15 protein-coding genes are annotated in these 18,612 nt (G+C 45.7%); 2 read left to right on the forward strand and 13 right to left on the reverse strand.

Features of this window, described 5'->3' with window-relative positions; all coding sequences use genetic code 11:
• Window positions 1-5 precede the first annotated feature (5 nt).
• From ONE56_RS08990 to fabB, 9 genes are all read right to left on the reverse strand, one after another.
• Entirely contained in the window at window positions 6-497 is a 492-nt protein-coding gene (locus ONE56_RS08990; RefSeq protein WP_041154927.1) for a CvpA family protein, read from the reverse strand.
• A 61-nt stretch (window positions 498-558) separates the two neighbouring features.
• A complete protein-coding gene (locus tag ONE56_RS08995; protein WP_041154928.1) occupies window positions 559-1,164 on the reverse strand; it encodes an SPOR domain-containing protein in 606 nt (201 codons plus the stop codon).
• A 14-nt stretch (window positions 1,165-1,178) separates the two neighbouring features.
• Window positions 1,179-2,441: a bifunctional tetrahydrofolate synthase/dihydrofolate synthase gene (folC, locus tag ONE56_RS09000; protein WP_041154929.1), complete on the reverse strand. Its 1,263-nt coding sequence runs from the start codon at window positions 2,439-2,441 to the stop codon at window positions 1,179-1,181.
• Window positions 2,442-2,485: 44 nt separating this feature from the next.
• Window positions 2,486-3,412 (reverse strand): acetyl-CoA carboxylase, carboxyltransferase subunit beta, encoded by a 927-nt coding sequence (gene accD / locus ONE56_RS09005; RefSeq protein ID WP_041154930.1) that lies wholly within the window; start codon window positions 3,410-3,412, stop codon window positions 2,486-2,488.
• A gap of 208 nt (window positions 3,413-3,620) precedes the next feature.
• The gene (gene truA / locus ONE56_RS09010; RefSeq protein ID WP_423839696.1) at window positions 3,621-4,415 is read right to left on the reverse strand and encodes a tRNA pseudouridine(38-40) synthase TruA; all 795 of its coding nucleotides are present in this window, start codon (window positions 4,413-4,415) and stop codon (window positions 3,621-3,623) included.
• Window positions 4,416-4,487: 72 nt separating this feature from the next.
• Entirely contained in the window at window positions 4,488-8,894 is a 4,407-nt protein-coding gene (locus tag ONE56_RS09015) for a FimV/HubP family polar landmark protein (protein ID WP_423839697.1), read from the reverse strand.
• Window positions 8,895-9,113: 219 nt separating this feature from the next.
• Window positions 9,114-10,127, reverse strand: coding sequence for an aspartate-semialdehyde dehydrogenase (locus ONE56_RS09020; RefSeq protein WP_331437356.1), 1,014 nt, complete (start codon window positions 10,125-10,127; stop codon window positions 9,114-9,116).
• Window positions 10,124-11,257 (reverse strand): 4-phosphoerythronate dehydrogenase, encoded by a 1,134-nt coding sequence (locus ONE56_RS09025; protein ID WP_423839698.1) that lies wholly within the window; start codon window positions 11,255-11,257, stop codon window positions 10,124-10,126. The genes ONE56_RS09020 and ONE56_RS09025 overlap by 4 nt, the downstream gene beginning before the upstream one ends.
• 257 nt (window positions 11,258-11,514) lie before the next feature.
• Window positions 11,515-12,726: a beta-ketoacyl-ACP synthase I gene (gene fabB / locus ONE56_RS09030; RefSeq protein WP_041155693.1), complete on the reverse strand. Its 1,212-nt coding sequence runs from the start codon at window positions 12,724-12,726 to the stop codon at window positions 11,515-11,517.
• 127 nt (window positions 12,727-12,853) lie between these two features.
• Here fabB and mnmC point away from each other — a divergent pair, with 127 nt between their 5' ends.
• The gene (gene mnmC, locus ONE56_RS09035) at window positions 12,854-14,872 is read left to right on the forward strand and encodes a bifunctional tRNA (5-methylaminomethyl-2-thiouridine)(34)-methyltransferase MnmD/FAD-dependent 5-carboxymethylaminomethyl-2-thiouridine(34) oxidoreductase MnmC (RefSeq protein WP_423839699.1); all 2,019 of its coding nucleotides are present in this window, start codon (window positions 12,854-12,856) and stop codon (window positions 14,870-14,872) included.
• Between the two features lie 138 nt (window positions 14,873-15,010).
• Here mnmC and ONE56_RS09040 read toward each other — a convergent pair whose 3' ends face one another.
• From ONE56_RS09040 to ONE56_RS09050, 3 genes are all read right to left on the reverse strand, one after another.
• A complete protein-coding gene (locus ONE56_RS09040; RefSeq protein ID WP_423839700.1) occupies window positions 15,011-15,535 on the reverse strand; it encodes an NADPH-dependent FMN reductase in 525 nt (174 codons plus the stop codon).
• 110 nt (window positions 15,536-15,645) lie between these two features.
• A complete protein-coding gene (locus ONE56_RS09045; RefSeq protein ID WP_041155691.1) occupies window positions 15,646-15,909 on the reverse strand; it encodes a YfcL family protein in 264 nt (87 codons plus the stop codon).
• Between the two features lie 14 nt (window positions 15,910-15,923).
• Entirely contained in the window at window positions 15,924-16,454 is a 531-nt protein-coding gene (locus tag ONE56_RS09050; RefSeq protein WP_423839701.1) for an elongation factor P hydroxylase, read from the reverse strand.
• 255 nt (window positions 16,455-16,709) lie between these two features.
• Between ONE56_RS09050 and ONE56_RS09055 the strand changes: the two genes are divergently transcribed.
• Window positions 16,710-17,333, forward strand: a complete 624-nt coding sequence (locus ONE56_RS09055) for a trimeric intracellular cation channel family protein (protein WP_423839702.1) — start codon at window positions 16,710-16,712, stop codon at window positions 17,331-17,333.
• A gap of 84 nt (window positions 17,334-17,417) precedes the next feature.
• Here ONE56_RS09055 and aroC read toward each other — a convergent pair whose 3' ends face one another.
• Window positions 17,418-18,503: a chorismate synthase gene (gene aroC, locus ONE56_RS09060; RefSeq protein WP_041155689.1), complete on the reverse strand. Its 1,086-nt coding sequence runs from the start codon at window positions 18,501-18,503 to the stop codon at window positions 17,418-17,420.
• Between the last annotated feature and the right edge of the window lie 109 nt (window positions 18,504-18,612).

Raw genomic sequence — 18,612 nt, forward strand, 5'->3', positions numbered from 1 at the left:
CACTACTAGAGAGTGCCAGACAAAAAACTCGATGTTGCTTGTAAATGCTCGAAGAATGGGGCAATGATACGGCTGAACTCTGGGATCAACTGTGATTCTTTCCACCAATCCGAGCTTGGGAATGCAGTAAACGCATCCATAAAAAACAAAATCGCGGAAACAATTAACACTCCGCGTAAGCCACCAAATACAACCCCTAGAATACGGTCTGTACCTGACAACCCTGTTTTTTGTACCAATTGACCAATGACGTAATTCACCACTGCGCCAACAATTAAAGTCGCGACAAACAATGCCGCTATCGCCGCTCCGTTCCGAAACATGTCATCTTCGATGTTGGTGAAGTACGCCGCCAACTTCGCGTAGTAGTTGCTGGAGACAAAAAAGGCTCCAAACCAAATCACTAACGACAATGCTTCTTTTGCAAAGCCACGAACTAAACTGATCAAAGCTGAAAAGCCGATCACCCCTAAAATGACAAAATCTAACCAATTCATATTTTCTTCATCTTAAGTTGGCGCGCATTTTAACAGAAAAAATGCCGACGCAAACGTTTTCTTATGGATTTAATGGCTTAAATTTAAGCAATTGACCTTTGGAGCCTGTAATTTTTTGTAATTCTTGAACTTGTCTTTCAAGTTTACTTTTGGATACATCTGGCCCCACAATCACACGTGTAAAGTCATTCTCTCTTTTCGTATGGGCCTGGTAACCACGTTTTTGTAGGTCCGCGACGAGCGCTTCAGCATTTTCATGATTCTTCAACGCCATCAGTTGAATGATCCATCCCGAATCCTCGTACTGGTTTTTTTCTTCAACTTGACGAGTGACGACTTCAACAGGTTCAGGCTGAGTAACGTGTTTAGGTCGAGATGGGGACTCTGGCTCAGGAATACGCTCATTCATCGATGCAACCGCCGATGGCTCTTCGGACTCGTGCACCACCGCCTCTACGGGAGACTCTGGCAACGAGATATCATCTTCAACAGGATCAAGAATCTCAAAATTTTCCACTTCACTATCAAGTTCTGGTTTGATAGGAATACTGGCAAATTCTTCTTTATAGTGCAGTTTTTGACCATCTAAGACATCAGGCAAAACAATCACTCCGACTGCTACCAATATGATGGTACCGACTAAACGGCTTTGAAATTTACTTGCCATCCAATTACCTTTAATTACTTATTTTTTGACTGCCAATGCTCCAACACCTCACCCACAGTATGAAAGGAACCTACGACCAAAACGACATCATCTTGGCTGGCATCGGATAATGCGCTTTCAAACGCGTCTACAGGTGTCTCGAACTGAGTTTGCCCTACTGGTAAGTAGTGACACAGTTCAGCGGCAGTTGCCGCTCGTGGACCTTGCAGAGAGGCTGGGTACCAATGAGTCGCGATAGGTGTTAATGCCTTAATTGTTGCTTTAATGTCTTTGTCATGCAGCATGGCAACCACGACGTGAATATTTCGCCCCGCATACTGCTGCTTCACTTTTTCTGTCAAATATTCTGCGGAATGTGGGTTATGTGCGACATCGAGTACGATGGTTTGTTCGCTTTTCAGCACCTGCATTCGCCCTGCAAGCTGAGCATTATTCAAGCCATTGACAATATTTATGTCAGTGATTTGCAATTCCGATGCACCTAACGCCATTAAGGCTGTCGCGGCATTAGGTAACGGAAGTGATGGCAATGGTAGATCGTCTAAAGCAAATGCGCCAGAGGTCCATTGCCACCCATTACCTGTCCGCTGGTAGTCAAATTGAATACCGACCTGGAAAAACTCAGCACCGATGTCATCTGCATGGGCCGCCACGGTCGCTGGTGGTGTTGGCTGACCACAAATCGCTGGCTTACCCGCACGATAAATTCCCGCTTTTTCAAACCCAATGACATTAATATCGTCGCCTAACCAGTCAACGTGATCGACGGCCAAACTGGTGATAACAGAGACGTCATGGTCAACGACATTGGTCGCATCCAAACGGCCACCGAGCCCGACTTCGAGCAGCACTACATCAACATTTTCAGCTTGGAATATGCGTAATGCTGCCAGTGTGCCGAATTCAAATAAACTTAGGCTGATTTCACCGCGCTGTTTTTCAACATAATCAAACGCTGCACAATGTTTTTCGTCTTCAACGTCAACGCCATTAATGCGAACACGTTCGTTGTAACGTATTAAGTGAGGAGAACTGTAGACGCCTACTGAATAACCCGCGTCTAATAGAATCGCTTCCATTAGCGCACAGGTTGAACCTTTGCCGTTGGTTCCTGCGACGGTAATAACACAAGGGGCGGGTTTAGTAAGCTTGGCTTTTTTTGCTACCGCTTGGACACGGTCTAAGCCTAAATCGATTGCTGAAGAGTGAATATTCGCTAAATAATCAAGCCACACCTCTAATGATGATGTGGCTTGAGGAATTGAGTTCTGGTTCATCTAACTATAACCATTAATTTCTTGGTTTTATGTTAGACGCTACTTTACCCTTTTTCGTCCGCTTCTGGTACAGAATATGGTTCTTCATTTGGAGATTCGTTCACAGAAACTACCAATGGAGAAGAATGGTTGGTCATTTTTGCGATTAAACCACCCACACGTTGGCGCATTTCGCGTCGATCAACAATCATATCGATCGCACCATGATCCAAAAGGAACTCACTGCGCTGGAAGCCTTCAGGTAAGTCTTCACGTACTGTTTGTTCAATGACACGACGGCCTGCAAAGCCGATCAATGCTTTAGGCTCACCAATATTGATGTCACCCAACATAGCTAAACTCGCAGAAACACCACCCATTGTCGGGTCAGTCAAAACCGAGATGAACGGCAAGCCTTTTTCAGATAGACGCTCAAGAGCCGCACTGGTTTTCGCCATCTGCATTAGAGACATTAACGCCTCTTGCATACGTGCACCGCCACTTGCTGAGAAGCACACCAATGCACAATTATTTTCAATCGCTGACTCAACCGCTTTAACAAAACGAGCACCAACGACAGAACCCATTGAACCACCCATAAAGGAGAATTCAAACGCACATGCAGCGATTGGCATACCTAGAAGCTCACCTTGCATAACAACCAAAGCGTCTTTCTCTCCACTACTCTTCTGAGCAGCAGAAATACGCTCTTTGTAGCGCTTGGAGTCTTTGAACTTCAGCTTATCTTGTGGCTCAAGCTCGCTCCCCAATTCCACACGATTGCCTTCGTCTAAAAACGTTTCCAATCGACGACGCGCTTTCATACGCATGTGATGGTTACATTTCGGACAAACTTCTAGGTTACGTTCAAGCTCTGCATGGTATAGCACCTGCTCACAAGAACTACATTTAGTCCACACACCTTCTGGAATCGAAGCTTTGCGTGAAGTGACGATGTTGCTTTTCTCTAAAATCTTTTCAAGCCAACTCATGGAAGACCTTTTCTCTCAATTCTTCCGCCTCATTGCGAAAGAAATAAATTCGACATAATTACCGAAGGATTAAACCATATCTCGGCGCTACTGTAGATAAAAAACTGGTTGTACCTATTTCATTTGACCCAAAGAATCTTAAGATACTTGGTCTAGCGGCGCACCCTTTCAGTGTAAGCTACGGATATTTTGAAGCAAGTTTGTAAAGTTAGTTCAAATTATCTGGTAAAAATAACGGGCCGATTGGCTCACAAGGTAAATCAAATTCGTGTGGATAGTCCACATCGACCAGATATAGCCCCTCTGCTTTTGCCGTCGCCCCCGCAAGCTTGCGGTCTTTCGCCTCTAATAACCACTGAATCCACTCAGGCTGCTCTTCACCCCTGCCAACCTTAATTAAGCTTCCAGTGATGTTCCGCACCATATGGTGTACAAACGCGTTTGCTTTGATGTCTATTACAACATAATTACCATGCCGCGTAACATTCAGATGCATGATATTGCGAAATGGGCTACGCGACTGGCAATGCGCTGCACGAAACGACGTAAAATCATTTTCACCGAGCAAGAACTGCCCCGCTTGGTGCATTTTTTTCTCGTCCAAATCTCCATGATAATGACTTACACCTGTACTTAAGATTCCTGGCCGCAACGCGTGATTAAATATGATATAGCGGTACCGGCGGGCCGTTGCAGAAAATCGCGCATGAAAATCCTCTGAGACCTCTTTCGCCCAACGTACCGCAATGTCACCTGGCATGTTTGCGTTTGCTCCCATCGTCCAAGCCACCATTTTTCGATTTACATTGGTATCAAAATGAACCACTTGCCCTGTACCATGAACCCCCGCATCTGTCCTTCCCGCACATTGCACTTCTACAGGGTGATTTGCAACGATGGACAATGCTTTTTCTAACGATTCTTGAACACTTTGAACTTCTCTTTGCCGTTGCCAGCCGAAGTAATTTGTACCGTTATACTCGATACCTAATGCGATTCTCATTTCAACCTACGAACTCTAAAATGGGTCGAGAAGTATATACAAAAAAGGGTAGCTCCAGCTACCCTTCTTGATTTATCGACCGTTAATCGCGTCTATCAGCTGTTTTGCTTCACGGCGAATATCATCTTCACCATAAACAATCGCCTCTTCTAACAATTTTATCGCACCTTTATGGTCATTCATTTCTAAATAAATTTTAGCCAAATCGAGTTTTCCACTCGCTTCCGAATTGGTATCAACATCCACATCGCCGAACTCACCAATCACATCGGGGAATTCGTTGAGGCCAACATCAAGTTTGAGCTCTTCCTCTTCAAACTCCCCACCCTGTTTGTCTACTTGAGCCATCAACTCATCAATGGTCATAAACTGGCTTTTCTTAGCATCGAAGTCTTCTAGGTCATCTTGCTCCGCCCAGTTTTCTTCAGCAATTTCAGGATGAGGTAAAGTATCAGCGGAACGCCATACATCACGTTGGTCTTCCGGAACATCATCACTTGCGCTTACCGTCTCTTCGATGTGCGACGGCGTTTGAAACCCTTCCCAATCGTCTCCTACGTCCAGCATGGTCTCAAAGTCCATACCTGCACTAGCGATGGTTTCGCTGTCTAACTTACCGTTAAACGTTGGAGATGGATCATCTTCAGACAACAAGCTCGCCATTGTCTCATTCTGATAATCGTTTGAGGTTAAATCTTCATCTGCTTTCGTCGCTTCTGGTGTGTGTTGTGCTTGATCACTGTCAAGATCACGTTGCTGAGCAAAGACTTCAAACAAAGCGTCTTGGTCATTATCAGCTTTAAGGCTCGACCTAACACTTTGTGGTTCCGGAGGAGGCGTGTCTTGCATCGAAGCGAGCGCATCTTCTTCGTTGAACTCAGGCCAATCGTTTTCATCAAAGTTGAACTCCTCATCCGCGGCTTGAGGAACGTCGTCATTCTCTGAATCTACAAATTGAGGTTCATCCGCCATGGAAGCTAATGCATCTTCTTCATCGAACTCTGGAAGATCGATATCGTCGAAGCTAAGCTCATCTTCCGCTTCCTGTTCAGCCGTTGATTCTACTGTTGCACTTTCCTCATTGACTGCCCCAACCTGCTCCGGTTCAGGCTCGCCAACCATAGATGCTAATGCATCCTCTTCAGCAATCTCTGGTTCCTCACCTAACTCGGCAGACGCAGGCTCCGCAATATCGAGTTCGTCTTGAACGTCAACTTTAGACTCAACATCTGCACGACTTTCAACATCAGGTTCAACCGGATCCGGTACAGATTCATCTGCCATTGATGCTAGCGTATCTTCTTCAACAACTTCTGGTTCTTCGCCTAACTCGGCAGACGCAGGCTCCGCAATATCGAGTGCGTCTTGAACGTCAACTTTAGACTCAATCTGTTCTTCCGGCTTAGCCGCCTCGTCCAATACGGATGAAAACAGCTCATCTTCATCGAACGCAGAGAGATCGGTATCGTCTAGTTGGAAGTCTTGCGTATCTGCCATAGACGCTATCGCGTCCTGTTCGTCAAACTCAGGAAACTCTATGTCATCAAAACGTAGTTCTTCATCAGCCGCTTCGCGAGATTCCGTTTCACTGTCATCTTGAATTGGCTCATCAGCTGTATTACCCGCTATATCGTCGAGTAGCCAATCTTCTTCTTGCGGTATTCCAAACTCATTCTCTACCGTATTGGGAGTCGGGGTAAACGCAGGTTGCTCAGGCTCAGATGCATCGTCAAGCATGCGTTCATCATGAGCTAAGCTTTCATCCTCAACTTGTGTTTGATTGTCACCCGTCTCTTGGCTCTCTTGCGTCAACGCCGTATCGTCGTCAATCAGCCCTTCTTCATCGGTAGATTCAGGCTCTTCTGCTTGTCGTTCCGGCTCTACTCTAGCGTCTAAGTCACGATCTTCTGTTGACGCAGCCTCTAACTCCAGTTCATCAGCGGGCCTAGCTTGCTCAGATGGTTGTACCGCGTCATTACTCAGATCAAGCCAATCTTCTGAATCACTGAGCAATGGATCAGGTTCTGGGTACATATCCTCCAAGTCCCCCAAGAACGCTTCAGTGTCAAATCGTTCGTTGGTGCTTGATGCTGTTTCTTGCGGTTTATCCTCGGTATCGTTCTGACTGAGATCAGATTCTGCTGGGCTCGTTTTAGCTTCATTGAGGAGCGTATCAATATCGACTTCCGGCTCATCATTTAGGTTTTCTTGTGCCGAAAGCTCATCATTCATGCTTTCTTTTTCTGCATGCGCACCCAATGCCTCTTCTAGCTCATCAGCAAACTCGGATTGCGTATCAGCTTGAGGTTCTAGATCGCCAAAACCGAGCGAAGCCAGTAAATCATCTTCTTCACTAACAGACTCAGAATCGCTTGCTTTATCTTCACGAATTAAATCGTCAAATGGATCGAGTTCGGTATTCCCGTCGTCTTCCGATTCGAGGTTGATATCGTTATCGATAAGTTCATCAAGCAAATCGACACTATCTGCCTCTAACGTTTCCGACGGATCATCGTCATCAAAACCAGACAGGGATTCTAATTCATTGAGAGGATCAAACTCATCATCGGATTCCTCGTCTTCAAACTCCACCAACTCATCCAATAACTCAGTGCTATCTAAGTCAAACTCGTCTTCATCATCACTAAACCCAGACAACAGCTCGAGTTCATCCAACACGTCATCTTCGTTAGACGATTGAATATCAGTTGCCTGCTCGCTGTCAGGTTCGGCTAGTTGCCAATCCTCTTCGTCAAACAGGTCATCATCCGAATCGTTAGGCGTTGATGTTTCATAAGCAGCTAACAACTCATCAATATCATCATCCGTTGCTTCACCAGCGCTAAACCCTTGCTCTGGAGCTGGTGACGTCGATTGTGACTCTGCCGTTCCAAGCTCCAATTCGTCGTCACTCAATTCAGCAAACAGCTCGTCAAGATCATCTTGCTCAATAGTGTCTGTCGGCTCCGTTTGCGACGAATCGTCTTCTGCTAACAGCTCGGCAAGTTCGTCCTCTGATATCTCGCCAGTATTTTCTTCTGGTGTAAGATCAAAGCCACTCTCTTCATCCTGTTCTTCTAAATCCGATGTCGACAGGTCAAGTGCTCGCTCCATTTCTTCTAAACCTAGCGCGCGCTCGTCACTATTAACTTCTATACTGCTGCTCGAAGAGTCAAACTCTTCAAAATCAATCGCGAGCTCTCCATCATCACCAATGTCAGCAAATGGATCTTCCCCATCATCACCTTCAAGGTTGAAGTCCAACTCTTCTTCATCAAGATTAGCGAAAACGTCGTCATCAAGCTGAGGCTCATCCACTTGTTCTTCTGGCTTATCAGTCTCATCCTCTGCGAACAAATCCTCATCCAGACTCAGCTCTTCTTCGAGTTCGTCTTCCGTATCAAGCCCGATTGGCACCGCTAACGGATCGCTTTCTCTCGCTTCTTGTTGAGCGGGTTCATCTTCCTTGCTTGAACGGCGGCCAAGTAACATCACAATGCATAAAGCGAGTAATGCTCCCGGTATCAACGCGGATAAAGCAACTAACCAGCCATTCGATAGTATTTTATCTAAAGTTGATGGCTGCAAACGCTGTTGCTCAGCAAGACGCTCGCGCTCTTCAGCCAATAACTTTTCGACTTCAGTCCGAATTCTTTCTTGATCATTAAGTTCTGTTTTCAGCGAGTCCACTTCGTTTTGAACATCCGATAGCATCAGGCGTAAACGGTGATTTTTCTCTTCCAAAGATTGAATTTCGCTTTGAGCGTTTTGCTGAAGTTTATTCTTTAATGCGCTGACTTGTTGCTCGCCTACCGTTGATGTACTGACTGGTGGCGTGGCAATCACAGGGATACTCTGTGTGACTGACGGAGTGGTTTCGACTGGACTCGCGGTCTGCTCTGCGGATGTTGACACTGCGCTCTGAACGGCCGGCTTTGGATCGGGTTGTTCAACAGGTACTGAAGTTACTTCTGGCTGAACACTCTGCTTTGGCACAGGTTGTTGAGCCAAAGCTGATTGAGACTGAGCAGGTTTTGGCTGTGCGAGACGCGCCTCATGCGCTTTCATTATCGCAACAGCCTGCTGAGTAGATGCACTTTGTATTTGCTCGAGTGAAGGAATACGAAGTCGACTGCCAGGGATAAGCTCATGAATATTTTGTTGATCAAACGCCTGAGGATTGATTCGGTAAATAGCAAGAAGTGTCTGTTGCACGCTTACGCTTCGCGAAGGTCTAAGCTGAGAAGCAATAGACCAAAGCGTTTGGTTTTCTCCTGTTGGGCCATAAAAACGTGAAGGCTGGTTATTAACAGGAGGAGCAGGTAATGCTCGCTCAATCTCTTCGGAGTAACGAGGAGAAGACTGCACTTCACCTGACGGTCCAACAAGGCGAATTGCTTCGGCTTGAACCACTGGCGATGTCTGAGTCGCACTTATCAACACAAGAGTCGTCAGTAAGCGCTTATAAATTTGATGCATAGGAGGCTCAGTTTTGTGCTCAATACAATTGAAAACGGTGATCAGCTAAATATATCGGATATAGCGTACAAAACTATAGCCCTTAAGGAAAAAAATGTGTGGGGCCTGCCAGATTAGTACCAATCTCACACATTTACTTTCGATTAGCGTAAAAAAGCCTCGCATCATGCGAGGCTTAAAGTTCACTAAAAGACGTCCACTAAAAAGTTATCGCGAATATCAGTAGTAATCACGTACCAGTACTTCCGCTATTTGCACTGCATTTGTCGCAGCACCCTTGCGAACATTATCGGCAACAACCCACAAGTTGATACCACTATGGTGACTGATGTCGTTTCGAATACGGCCAACCATAACGTGATCTTTTCCGCCAGCATCACGAACTTGAGTTGGGAAATCTTCACCTTGAAAAACTTCAATGCCTTCAGTTTGACCTAGCAAATTGATAACTTCTTGTGCATCAATTGGTGAACGCGTTTCAATGTGAAGAGCTTCGGCATGACCATAGAATACAGGAACACGTACACAGGTCGGATTGACTGTGATCGACGGATCGTTGAAGATCTTTTGTGTTTCCCACACCATCTTCATTTCTTCTTTGGTGTAGCCATTTTCCATCATTTGATCGATTTGCGGAATACAGTTAAACGCAATTTGTTGCGAGAATTGCTTCTTATCTGCTGGCATACCGTTTAGAAGCTTAGCGGTTTGACCCGCTAGCTCGTCAATACCACCTTTACCGGCACCAGATACTGATTGGTAGGTAGATACATTAATACGCTCGATGCCAACTGCATCGTGAATAGGCTTCAATGCCACCAACATTTGGATGGTTGAACAGTTTGGGTTCGCGATAATGTTGCGGTTACGGAACTCGGCAATCGCCTCTGGGTTTACTTCTGGTACAACAAGAGGAATATCATACTCGTAACGGAATTGCGAAGTGTTGTCGATAACGATAACACCTTCATCTGCAGCGATTGGCGCCCATTTTTCAGAGAGTTCACTACCGGCAGAAAACAACGCAATGTGAGCTTGAGACCAGTCAAACTCTTCCACGTTTTGTACACGAACCGTTTTGCCATTAAAGCGATAAGTCTTGCCTTCGCTACGCTCACTTGCCAATAAGTGAATGTCACCCACTGGGAATTTGCGTTCTTGAAGCACTTCTAAAATTGTTTCACCGACCGCACCGGTCGCACCTAAAATGGCAACATTGTATTGCTGGCTCATTGACTTACCTCAATTTGAAAACCTAGTTCTGCTAATGGTTCAAGGTTACATTTATCATTGCCCACTAGCGTGACAGCGCTGTATTCACGGCGATCCCAGTAATTTTTACGCATGGCATCAAACGCACCTGGCTTACTGATTTCACGACGGAAAAGAGCGTCATCTTTACGCACATCATAGATTAACTGCGTAATGTTATGCAGTGTTGCTTCATCCCACTCTCTGTCCAACACGATTGTTGGCACTGGCGCGGTTGGCAACAAATCACTGGCATGCGCGCGTAATTCGTTATTTAAAAACTCGCAGTAACGATTAAAGATCATTGTCGTGCCACGAGCTTTCCCTTCCAGGCCATAGCCTGCAACGTGAGGGGTTGCGAATGCTAGCAGAGGCAGAAGCTCCATATCAACCTCTGGTTCAAACTCAAACACATCCAATGCTGCGGTAAAGCCATCGTTTTTCTGTAACCGACGCTTAAGTGCACTGTTGTCTACAATAGGACCACGTGCCGCATTGATAAGAATTTGATCAGAACGCAAACCGTTTAATACGCTTTCATCAAACATATGATGTGTTGGATGTTGGCCATCTTTAGTAATTGGTGTGTGCAACGAAATGATGTCTGACGATTTGATAAGCTCATCAAGTGGCGTAAAGCTACGAGGGTCGCCTTCTTGTTGCTTAAACGGATCGTTTATCAGTACGTTGATCCCCATACCTTTCAAGCATTTTTCCAAGTAGCTGCCAACTTGTCCTGCTCCGATAATGCCCACAGTCTTATCAAGGACAGAAAAACCTTTCTGCTGTGCAAGCACCATCATTACACTAAACACATACTCGGCGACGCCGACTTTGTTGCAACCTGGTGCCGCAGTAAAGAAAATATCTTTTTGTTGCAAAAGCGCTTGGTCAACATGGTCCATACCAGCCGTGGCAGTGCCAACAAACTTGAGTTTATTCGCCTTACTGATCAGATCCGCATTCACCTTAGTGACCGAGCGAATCATTAGTGCATCGATATCAACCAAATCGTCTGCAGTCAACGTACGACCAGGTTTTAGAATCACTTCACCAAGCTGGCTAAACAGCTCTTGAGCGTAAGGCATGTTTTCATCAACAACAATTTTCATAGTGGCAGCGTTTTTAAGTTCCATTTTTTTAAGTTGCAGTGATTGTGCCCTTTTCGTGAAAAATCTCAAGAAATAGCACCAAAGAGTAGAAAAGAAAAAACCCGGCTAATTAGCCGGGTGAAATTCCAGAACAAAAGGATCCTATCCCGCTCTCCATGGGATAGAGTCTGCGTCTGTTCGATCAGAGTGACTGATCAAGCTCTGGAAACTGGATTGTTGGCGCCGATATCACGCTCGTGGAGCCCCAACAAATTCAGTTAACCTTGGTACTTTTTAATAACCAAAGTTGCGTTTGTGCCGCCAAAGCCAAAGCTGTTTGACATGACTGTCGTTAGCTCTGCATCACGTGCTTCTGTCACGATGTCTAGGCCTTTCGCTGCTTCGTCCAAGTTTTCAATATTGATGCTTGGTGCAATAAAGTTTTTGTCTAGCATAAGCGTTGAGTAAATCGCTTCGTGCACACCAGCTGCGCCTAGTGCGTGACCCGTCATTGCTTTTGTTGCCGAGATTGCTGGACTATTCTCACCAAATAGTTGTTGAATTGCGCCAAGCTCTTTCACATCTCCAACTGGTGTCGATGTACCATGCGTGTTGATGTAATCCACACCGTCAACGTCTTGCATCGCCATCTTCATACAACGGATCGCACCTTCACCTGATGGTGCTACCATGTCGTAGCCATCAGAGGTCGCACCGTAGCCAACTATCTCACCGTAAATTTTTGCGCCACGAGCCAGTGCATGCTCAAGCTCTTCGACAACCAGCATGCCGCCGCCACCAGAGATAACGAAACCGTCGCGATCTGCATCATAGGTACGTGACGCTTGGTCTGGCGTGTCGTTGTATTTCGTTGATAGTGCGCCCATTGCGTCAAACATCATTGTTTGAGACCAGTCAAGCTCTTCACCACCACCAGCGAAAACAATGTCTTGCTTGCCAAGTTGGATCAACTCCATCGCATGGCCGATACAGTGTGCTGATGTTGCACAAGCCGAACTCATTGAGTAGTTCACACCGCGAATCTTAAATGGTGTGGCAAGACACGCTGAAACGGTTGACGACATCGTACGAGGTACCATGTATGGACCCACACGTTTTACGCCTTTCGCACGCATGGTATCTGTTGCGACTGTTTGGTTGTACGCAGAAGCACCACCAGAACCCGCAACAATACCAGTACGGTCGTTGGAGACTTGGTCTTCTGTAAGACCAGCGTCTTCGATGGCTTGCTGCATTGATAGGTATGCATACGCGGCCGCATCACCCATAAAGCGCATCTGCTTACGGTCAATATGTTCAGCAGGGTTAATTTTTAGATCACCCCAAACTTGAGAACGAAGACCATGTTCTTTGAACTGCTCAGATGCAGTGATGCCAGACTTGCCCGCTTTAAGAGACGCTAGAACTTCTTCGACGTTGTTACCGATACTTGAAACAATACCCATACCGGTGATTACGACTCGTTTCATTATGACATTCCTATAATTCAAAAATCTGCTAGATGATAACTAAGATAGTCAACAAAAGTGGTCAGCTTTCCCATAAATTCGTACAATCACCCCATTGTTAGCGCGCCAAATCACAAATTTTATCTCTATGACTTTAATAAAAAACGCAGAACTTGGATGGAACGAAGCGGGTACTCCAGTTTCAGACCAATTTGATGATGTTTACTTCTCTAACGTAAACGGTCTTGAAGAGACACGCTACGTTTTTCTCAAACAAAATTCTATTCCACAAAGATGGCAAGAATTTGACCAACGACGCTTCGTGATTGGTGAAACCGGATTTGGTACAGGCTTAAACTTTTTAGCCGTGTGGCAATGGTTTAACGAATTTCGTCTCAACCATCCGGATGCGCCACTACAAGAGCTCCACTTCGTCAGTTTTGAAAAATACCCTTTAAACATAGACGATCTTAAAAAGGCGCACCAAGCTTGGCCTGAATTGGCGGAGTTCGCTGAAAAACTCCAACAGCACTATCCGGCCGCAGTTCCGGAGTGCCATCGCATTGTTTTAGAAGACGGTGCCATCACTCTCGATATATGGTTTGGCGACATCAAAGACTGCATGCCACAAGTGCCTTACGGAGAAGTTGGGTTAATTGATGCTTGGTTCTTAGACGGTTTTGCTCCGAGTAAAAATCCAGAAATGTGGAACCAAAATCTGTTTAACGGCATGGCAAATTTGGCTAAACCAGGCTGTACCGTCGCTACTTTTACCGCTGCCGGGTTTGTTCGGCGAGGACTGAACGAAGCGGGATTCACCATGAAAAAGGTGAAAGGCTTTGGCACCAAACGGGAAATGATTGCCGGCGTTATGGAACAACGCAACCTCCATACTAATCATCTACCATGGTTTAATCGTACTTCTGCGACGAACCTAGATTCAATAGCGATCATCGGAGGTGGTATCGCAAGTGCAACACTCGCCAAAACGTTGTTGCGTCGAGGTCAAAATGTCACATTATATTGTAAAGACAAACAGCCTGCCGAGGGCGCATCAGGAAATCGTCAAGGGGCGATTTATCCATTATTGAATGGACCGCACACTGGCGTTTCTCGTGTATTTGCGCCAGCTTTTTTGTTCGCGCGCCAATTCGTCGAGCAAATGGCAAACGACCTCACCTTTGACCACGACTGGTGTGGCGTCACTCAATTGATGTGGGATGACAAGTCGACCGACAAACTCGAAAAGATGCTGGGGGGGAATTTCCCTTCTGAGTTAATTAAAAAACTGTCTGTACAAGAAACCGCAGAAAGGATTGGGTTACCGATTGATATGGCGTCTGTGCACTACCCCTTGGGGGGTTGGATGTGCCCAGCAGAGTTCACTTGTAATTTAATCGCTCACCTGGATCAGAAGACCTCTTTTTCGGCTAAGTTTGAGCACAATGTCGATGCATTGGAATGGGATACACAACGTCAAATTTGGATTTTGCAGGCGAATGGCAAAACATTCGAGCATTCTGTTGTTGTCGTCGCCAACGGACACGAATTCCAAACCTTGCGCCAAACCGCAGAGCTACCAATGGGGCAAGTAAAAGGGCAAGTCAGTCATGTGCCTGCGACAGAAAAGCTCAATCAATTAAAAACCGTGCTTTGCTACGACGGCTATATGACGCCAGTCAATCCGAACAACCAACACCTTTGTATTGGTGCAAGTTACGACCGTAAGCACTTAGATTTTGAGTTCGATGAAGGCGCACAATTAGATAATGTCGAAAAGCTACGAAAGTGCCTTCCCAACCAAGAGTGGGTAAGCGAGGTTGATGTAAGCACGAATGAGTCACGCCAAGGTATTCGCTGCGTCAGCCGTGATCATTTACCGTTTGTTGGTAATGTCGGGAATTTCGCTACCATTAAAACTCAATACGCTGATTTACAGGGTAAGCAAGTTGAAGACGCAGAGGCCATTCTACAATATCCTAATCTTTTCTGCTTATTAGGGCTGGGTTCACGTGGTCTAAGCTCTGCACCACTAATGGCAGAAGTATTGGCCTCGCAGATCTGTGGTGATCCGTTGCCACTGTCTGTCAATGTATTGGAAACGTTGCACCCTAGCCGAATGTGGGTACGCAAATTAAGAAAAGGAAAGGCGATTACGACGCTTTAACCGCCGATTTACTCTGCTCATTCCCGATAGTGAATAAATAACACCATCGGGAATATCACAGAAACATCACTGAAATCGACAAGTCGGCTATCTACGACTTAAACAGCAAACACTGTCAAGCGCATGCTGAGATTGATATTAAACCAGTTTTGCGACAGCTTGCTTCACTTGTTCGTTCACTTCTTCGTTTTTAGATTCACCCGTTTCTAGGTCAAAATTATCGTAGAAGTTTGGCACTGACAGAGAGGCTTTCACCTCAGCACCAAAGAAGTGAGCCGATCCCGTCGCGGCTGCCAGTACGCTCTGCGCACCGCCTGGGCCTGGAGATGTAGCCAAGTAGACCACAGGTTTGTTTTGGAAGACATTCTGTTCAATACGTGTCGCCCAGTCAAATAGGTTTTTGTAGGCAGCCGTGTAAGAACCATTATGTTCTGCAAAAGACACGATGATAGCATCGGCTTGCTCAAGTTCACGTAAGAAAGCAAGCGCACCTTCAGCTTGACCGATTTCTTTTTCGGTATCTTCACTAAACATAGGAACTTGGAAATCATTCAAATCCAACACGCTCACGTGCGCACCTTTTACTTGGTTTGCAGCGTAAGTAGCAAGAAATTTGTTGATTGAGGTTGAACTGGTCGATGCACCAAATGCGACTATTTTCATGGCTGTATTCCTCTATTCACGTTTCTTATTCTTGTTGCCAGATTAAGGTCTGATTAGATTTCATACAACCATAAAAATTTTATGGAGAAATTCAGTTTTTTCGAATGAGTTTAGGCTTGAGCCTGAAGTGCTTGCCAGAGATCGCTAACGATAATCTGGTCCGCAGGGCTTAATTCACTGCGTGCCGCGTCCAGGCTGTTTTTAATACGAACTTTCAATTCGTCGACATCATGGATGCCATCATCTTCACACGATGCTGCCGACAAAGAAATGTGACCACGTAAATAACCACCAGCAAACAGTTCATCATCTGATGCTGTTTCAATACGTGCATCAATCAGTTCTAGTAGTTTTTCTTCAAATTCAATAATCATGGTGTATCTCGAGGTTACTTGAGGATAAAATCAGAGGCTTCCAGTGGCTTGATGTTATAAAAATCACGCAGCGCTTCCGAAAGCATTTGGACTCGCGGAGGCAACCCTGACTGTAAGATGCTTAGCACTTCTTTATGCACTTTTTGCATAAAGCTAAGCCTATCAGGTTCAAAATCGCCGTGTAGATTGTCACAACTGACCGTAAAAGGGAAGCCAGCGCTTGTTGCAAGTATCCATTCGTAGGCTTGAGGTCGAATTTCGACTTTCTCAAACTTGGCTTGAACTTCTTCAGTACGACCATCGGGCTCATACCAATAACCAAAATCTTCCAACAATCGACGTTCTGGCCCTGCGACGCACCAGTGCGCAATTTCATGAAGTGCTGAGGCATAAAAGCCGCGGGCAAAAATAATCCGGTGGTGTTGGTTGTCTTCATCCGCAGGAAGGTAAACTGGCTCGTCACCACCAAGCTCTAACTTGGTATTAAAAGACTCAAGAAACGTGTTGTTAAATAGGGTGATTAAGTCTTGGTATTCGTGGTTCATTATCGATTCTATGTGTCAAACGGTTCTACGGGGCGTATTGTCTCTGTTTTTACCCAGATCGTAAAGCAACACAACACCCGTGATCATTAGAAAATATAATTGAACAATCCCGATAGCCCTACTATTTCTCATTCGTCACCACTCCTATTTCCGACTACACTCACGCCCTTATTTTTCTCTTTTAACTGGCTGATATTAAGCCAGTTATCAGTATGAAAAAATGATAACAGTAACTTTCGATGGTGAGTATTCCTTATGCTGCTGAGTGTATTGTATGTCATTGGTATCACGGCCGAAGCCATGACGGGTGCGTTAAGCGCCGGACGACGGAAAATGGACTGGTTTGGTGTCATGTTAGTCGCAAGTGCCACCGCGATTGGTGGAGGTACCGTCCGAGATATTCTATTAGGACATTATCCGCTCGGCTGGGTGAAAAATCCTGAATTCCTGGCGATCACTTGTCTCGCTGGAGTCCTAACGACAGGGCTCGCGAAGTGGGTGATAAAACTCAAAGGCTTGTTTATTCGCCTCGATGCCCTTGGCTTGATCGTTTTTAGTATCATCGGCACCAAAATCGCACTTGATATGGGACTGCATCCAGGAATCTGTATGGTATCTGCGTTAGTGACCGGGGTATTCGGAGGCTTGCTTCGCGATTTAATTTGTCGCCAGCCTCCGTTGGTACTGCATGAGGAGTTGTACGCGTCGATTGCCTTGATTGCTTCAGGGCTGTATTTAACGTTACTATCGTTCAACATTCCTGACGTAACCGCAACCATTGTCACACTCGTTTTAGGATATGTGTTACGCATGGCAGCGGTTCGATTTAAATGGCGATTGCCTTCATTCCATTTAGAGACAGAAAACTCGCTACACTAGTGAAATAAGAAAAAACACAAAAAGAAAAGGTTGCTCATTGAGCAACCTTTTTAGTATTCACAATTCTTACTATCCAAAAACGATTTAAATCTTCGGCGTTTCTGTGGTAACACCAAAGTTCTGCCCACGATGGCGAAGCAGGTGATCCATCACAACAATCGCTAACATAGCTTCAGCAATAGGCACCGCGCGGATACCGACGCATGGGTCATGGCGACCTTTTGTAATCAATTGCGTTGGCTCACCTTGTTTGGTGATCGTCTCACCCGGAACCGTTATGCTTGATGTTGGCTTAAGTGCGATGTTGGCGACAATGTCTTGTCCAGTAGAGATCCCACCAAGAATACCGCCAGCGTGATTACTACCGAAACCTTGTGGAGAAAGTGTATCACGGTGTTCACTACCACGCTGATTAACAACGTCAAAACCGTCACCAATCTCCACACCTTTGACTGCATTGATACTCATAAGAGCATGAGCTACGTCCGCATCCAAACGATCAAACACGGGCTCACCTAGCCCGACAGGAACATTAGTCGCGACAACCTGTATTTTGGCGCCAATTGAGTCACCTTCTTTTTTCAGGTCACGGATCAATTGGTCAAAGGCATCCACTTTGTCCACATCAGGACAAAAGAACGCATTATTTTCAATCTCATCCCAATCGACTTTCTCGATAGACACATCACCCATTTGGGATAGATAAGCGCGAATTTCAACACCAAATTCATCTTTTAGATACTTTTTCGCAATCGCACCTGCCGCCACACGCATGGCCGTTTCACGTGCTGAAGAGCGGCCACCACCTCGGTAATCACGAACACCGTATTTTTGATGGTAAGTGTAGTCAGCGTGGCCTGGACGGAACTTATCTTTAATCTCAGAATAATCTTTTGAGCGCTGATCGGTGTTTTCAATCAGCAAACCGATGGAAGTGCCTGTGGTTTTACCTTCAAACACACCAGAAAGAATTTTAACTTCGTCCGGTTCACGACGTTGGGTGGTGTAACGTGACGTGCCAGGACGGCGACGGTCGAGATCGATCTGCAGATCCGCTTCTGAAATTTCCAATCCCGGAGGACACCCGTCTACGATACATCCCAGTGCGATACCGTGACTTTCCCCGAATGTCGTCACTCGGAAATGTTGTCCGATACTGTTTCCTGCCATTACTTCCTCAAGTTTTTGACGCCACGCCTTTTCAAATCAAGGCGCAACTGCTTTCCAATTCTTCGTAGATTCATAGTCGCTTTATTACGTTTTGATGTAAAGAGTAAAT

Origin of the sequence: Vibrio mytili, from assembly GCF_049563345.1 — a bacterium.
Taxonomy (GTDB): domain Bacteria; phylum Pseudomonadota; class Gammaproteobacteria; order Enterobacterales; family Vibrionaceae; genus Vibrio; species Vibrio mytili.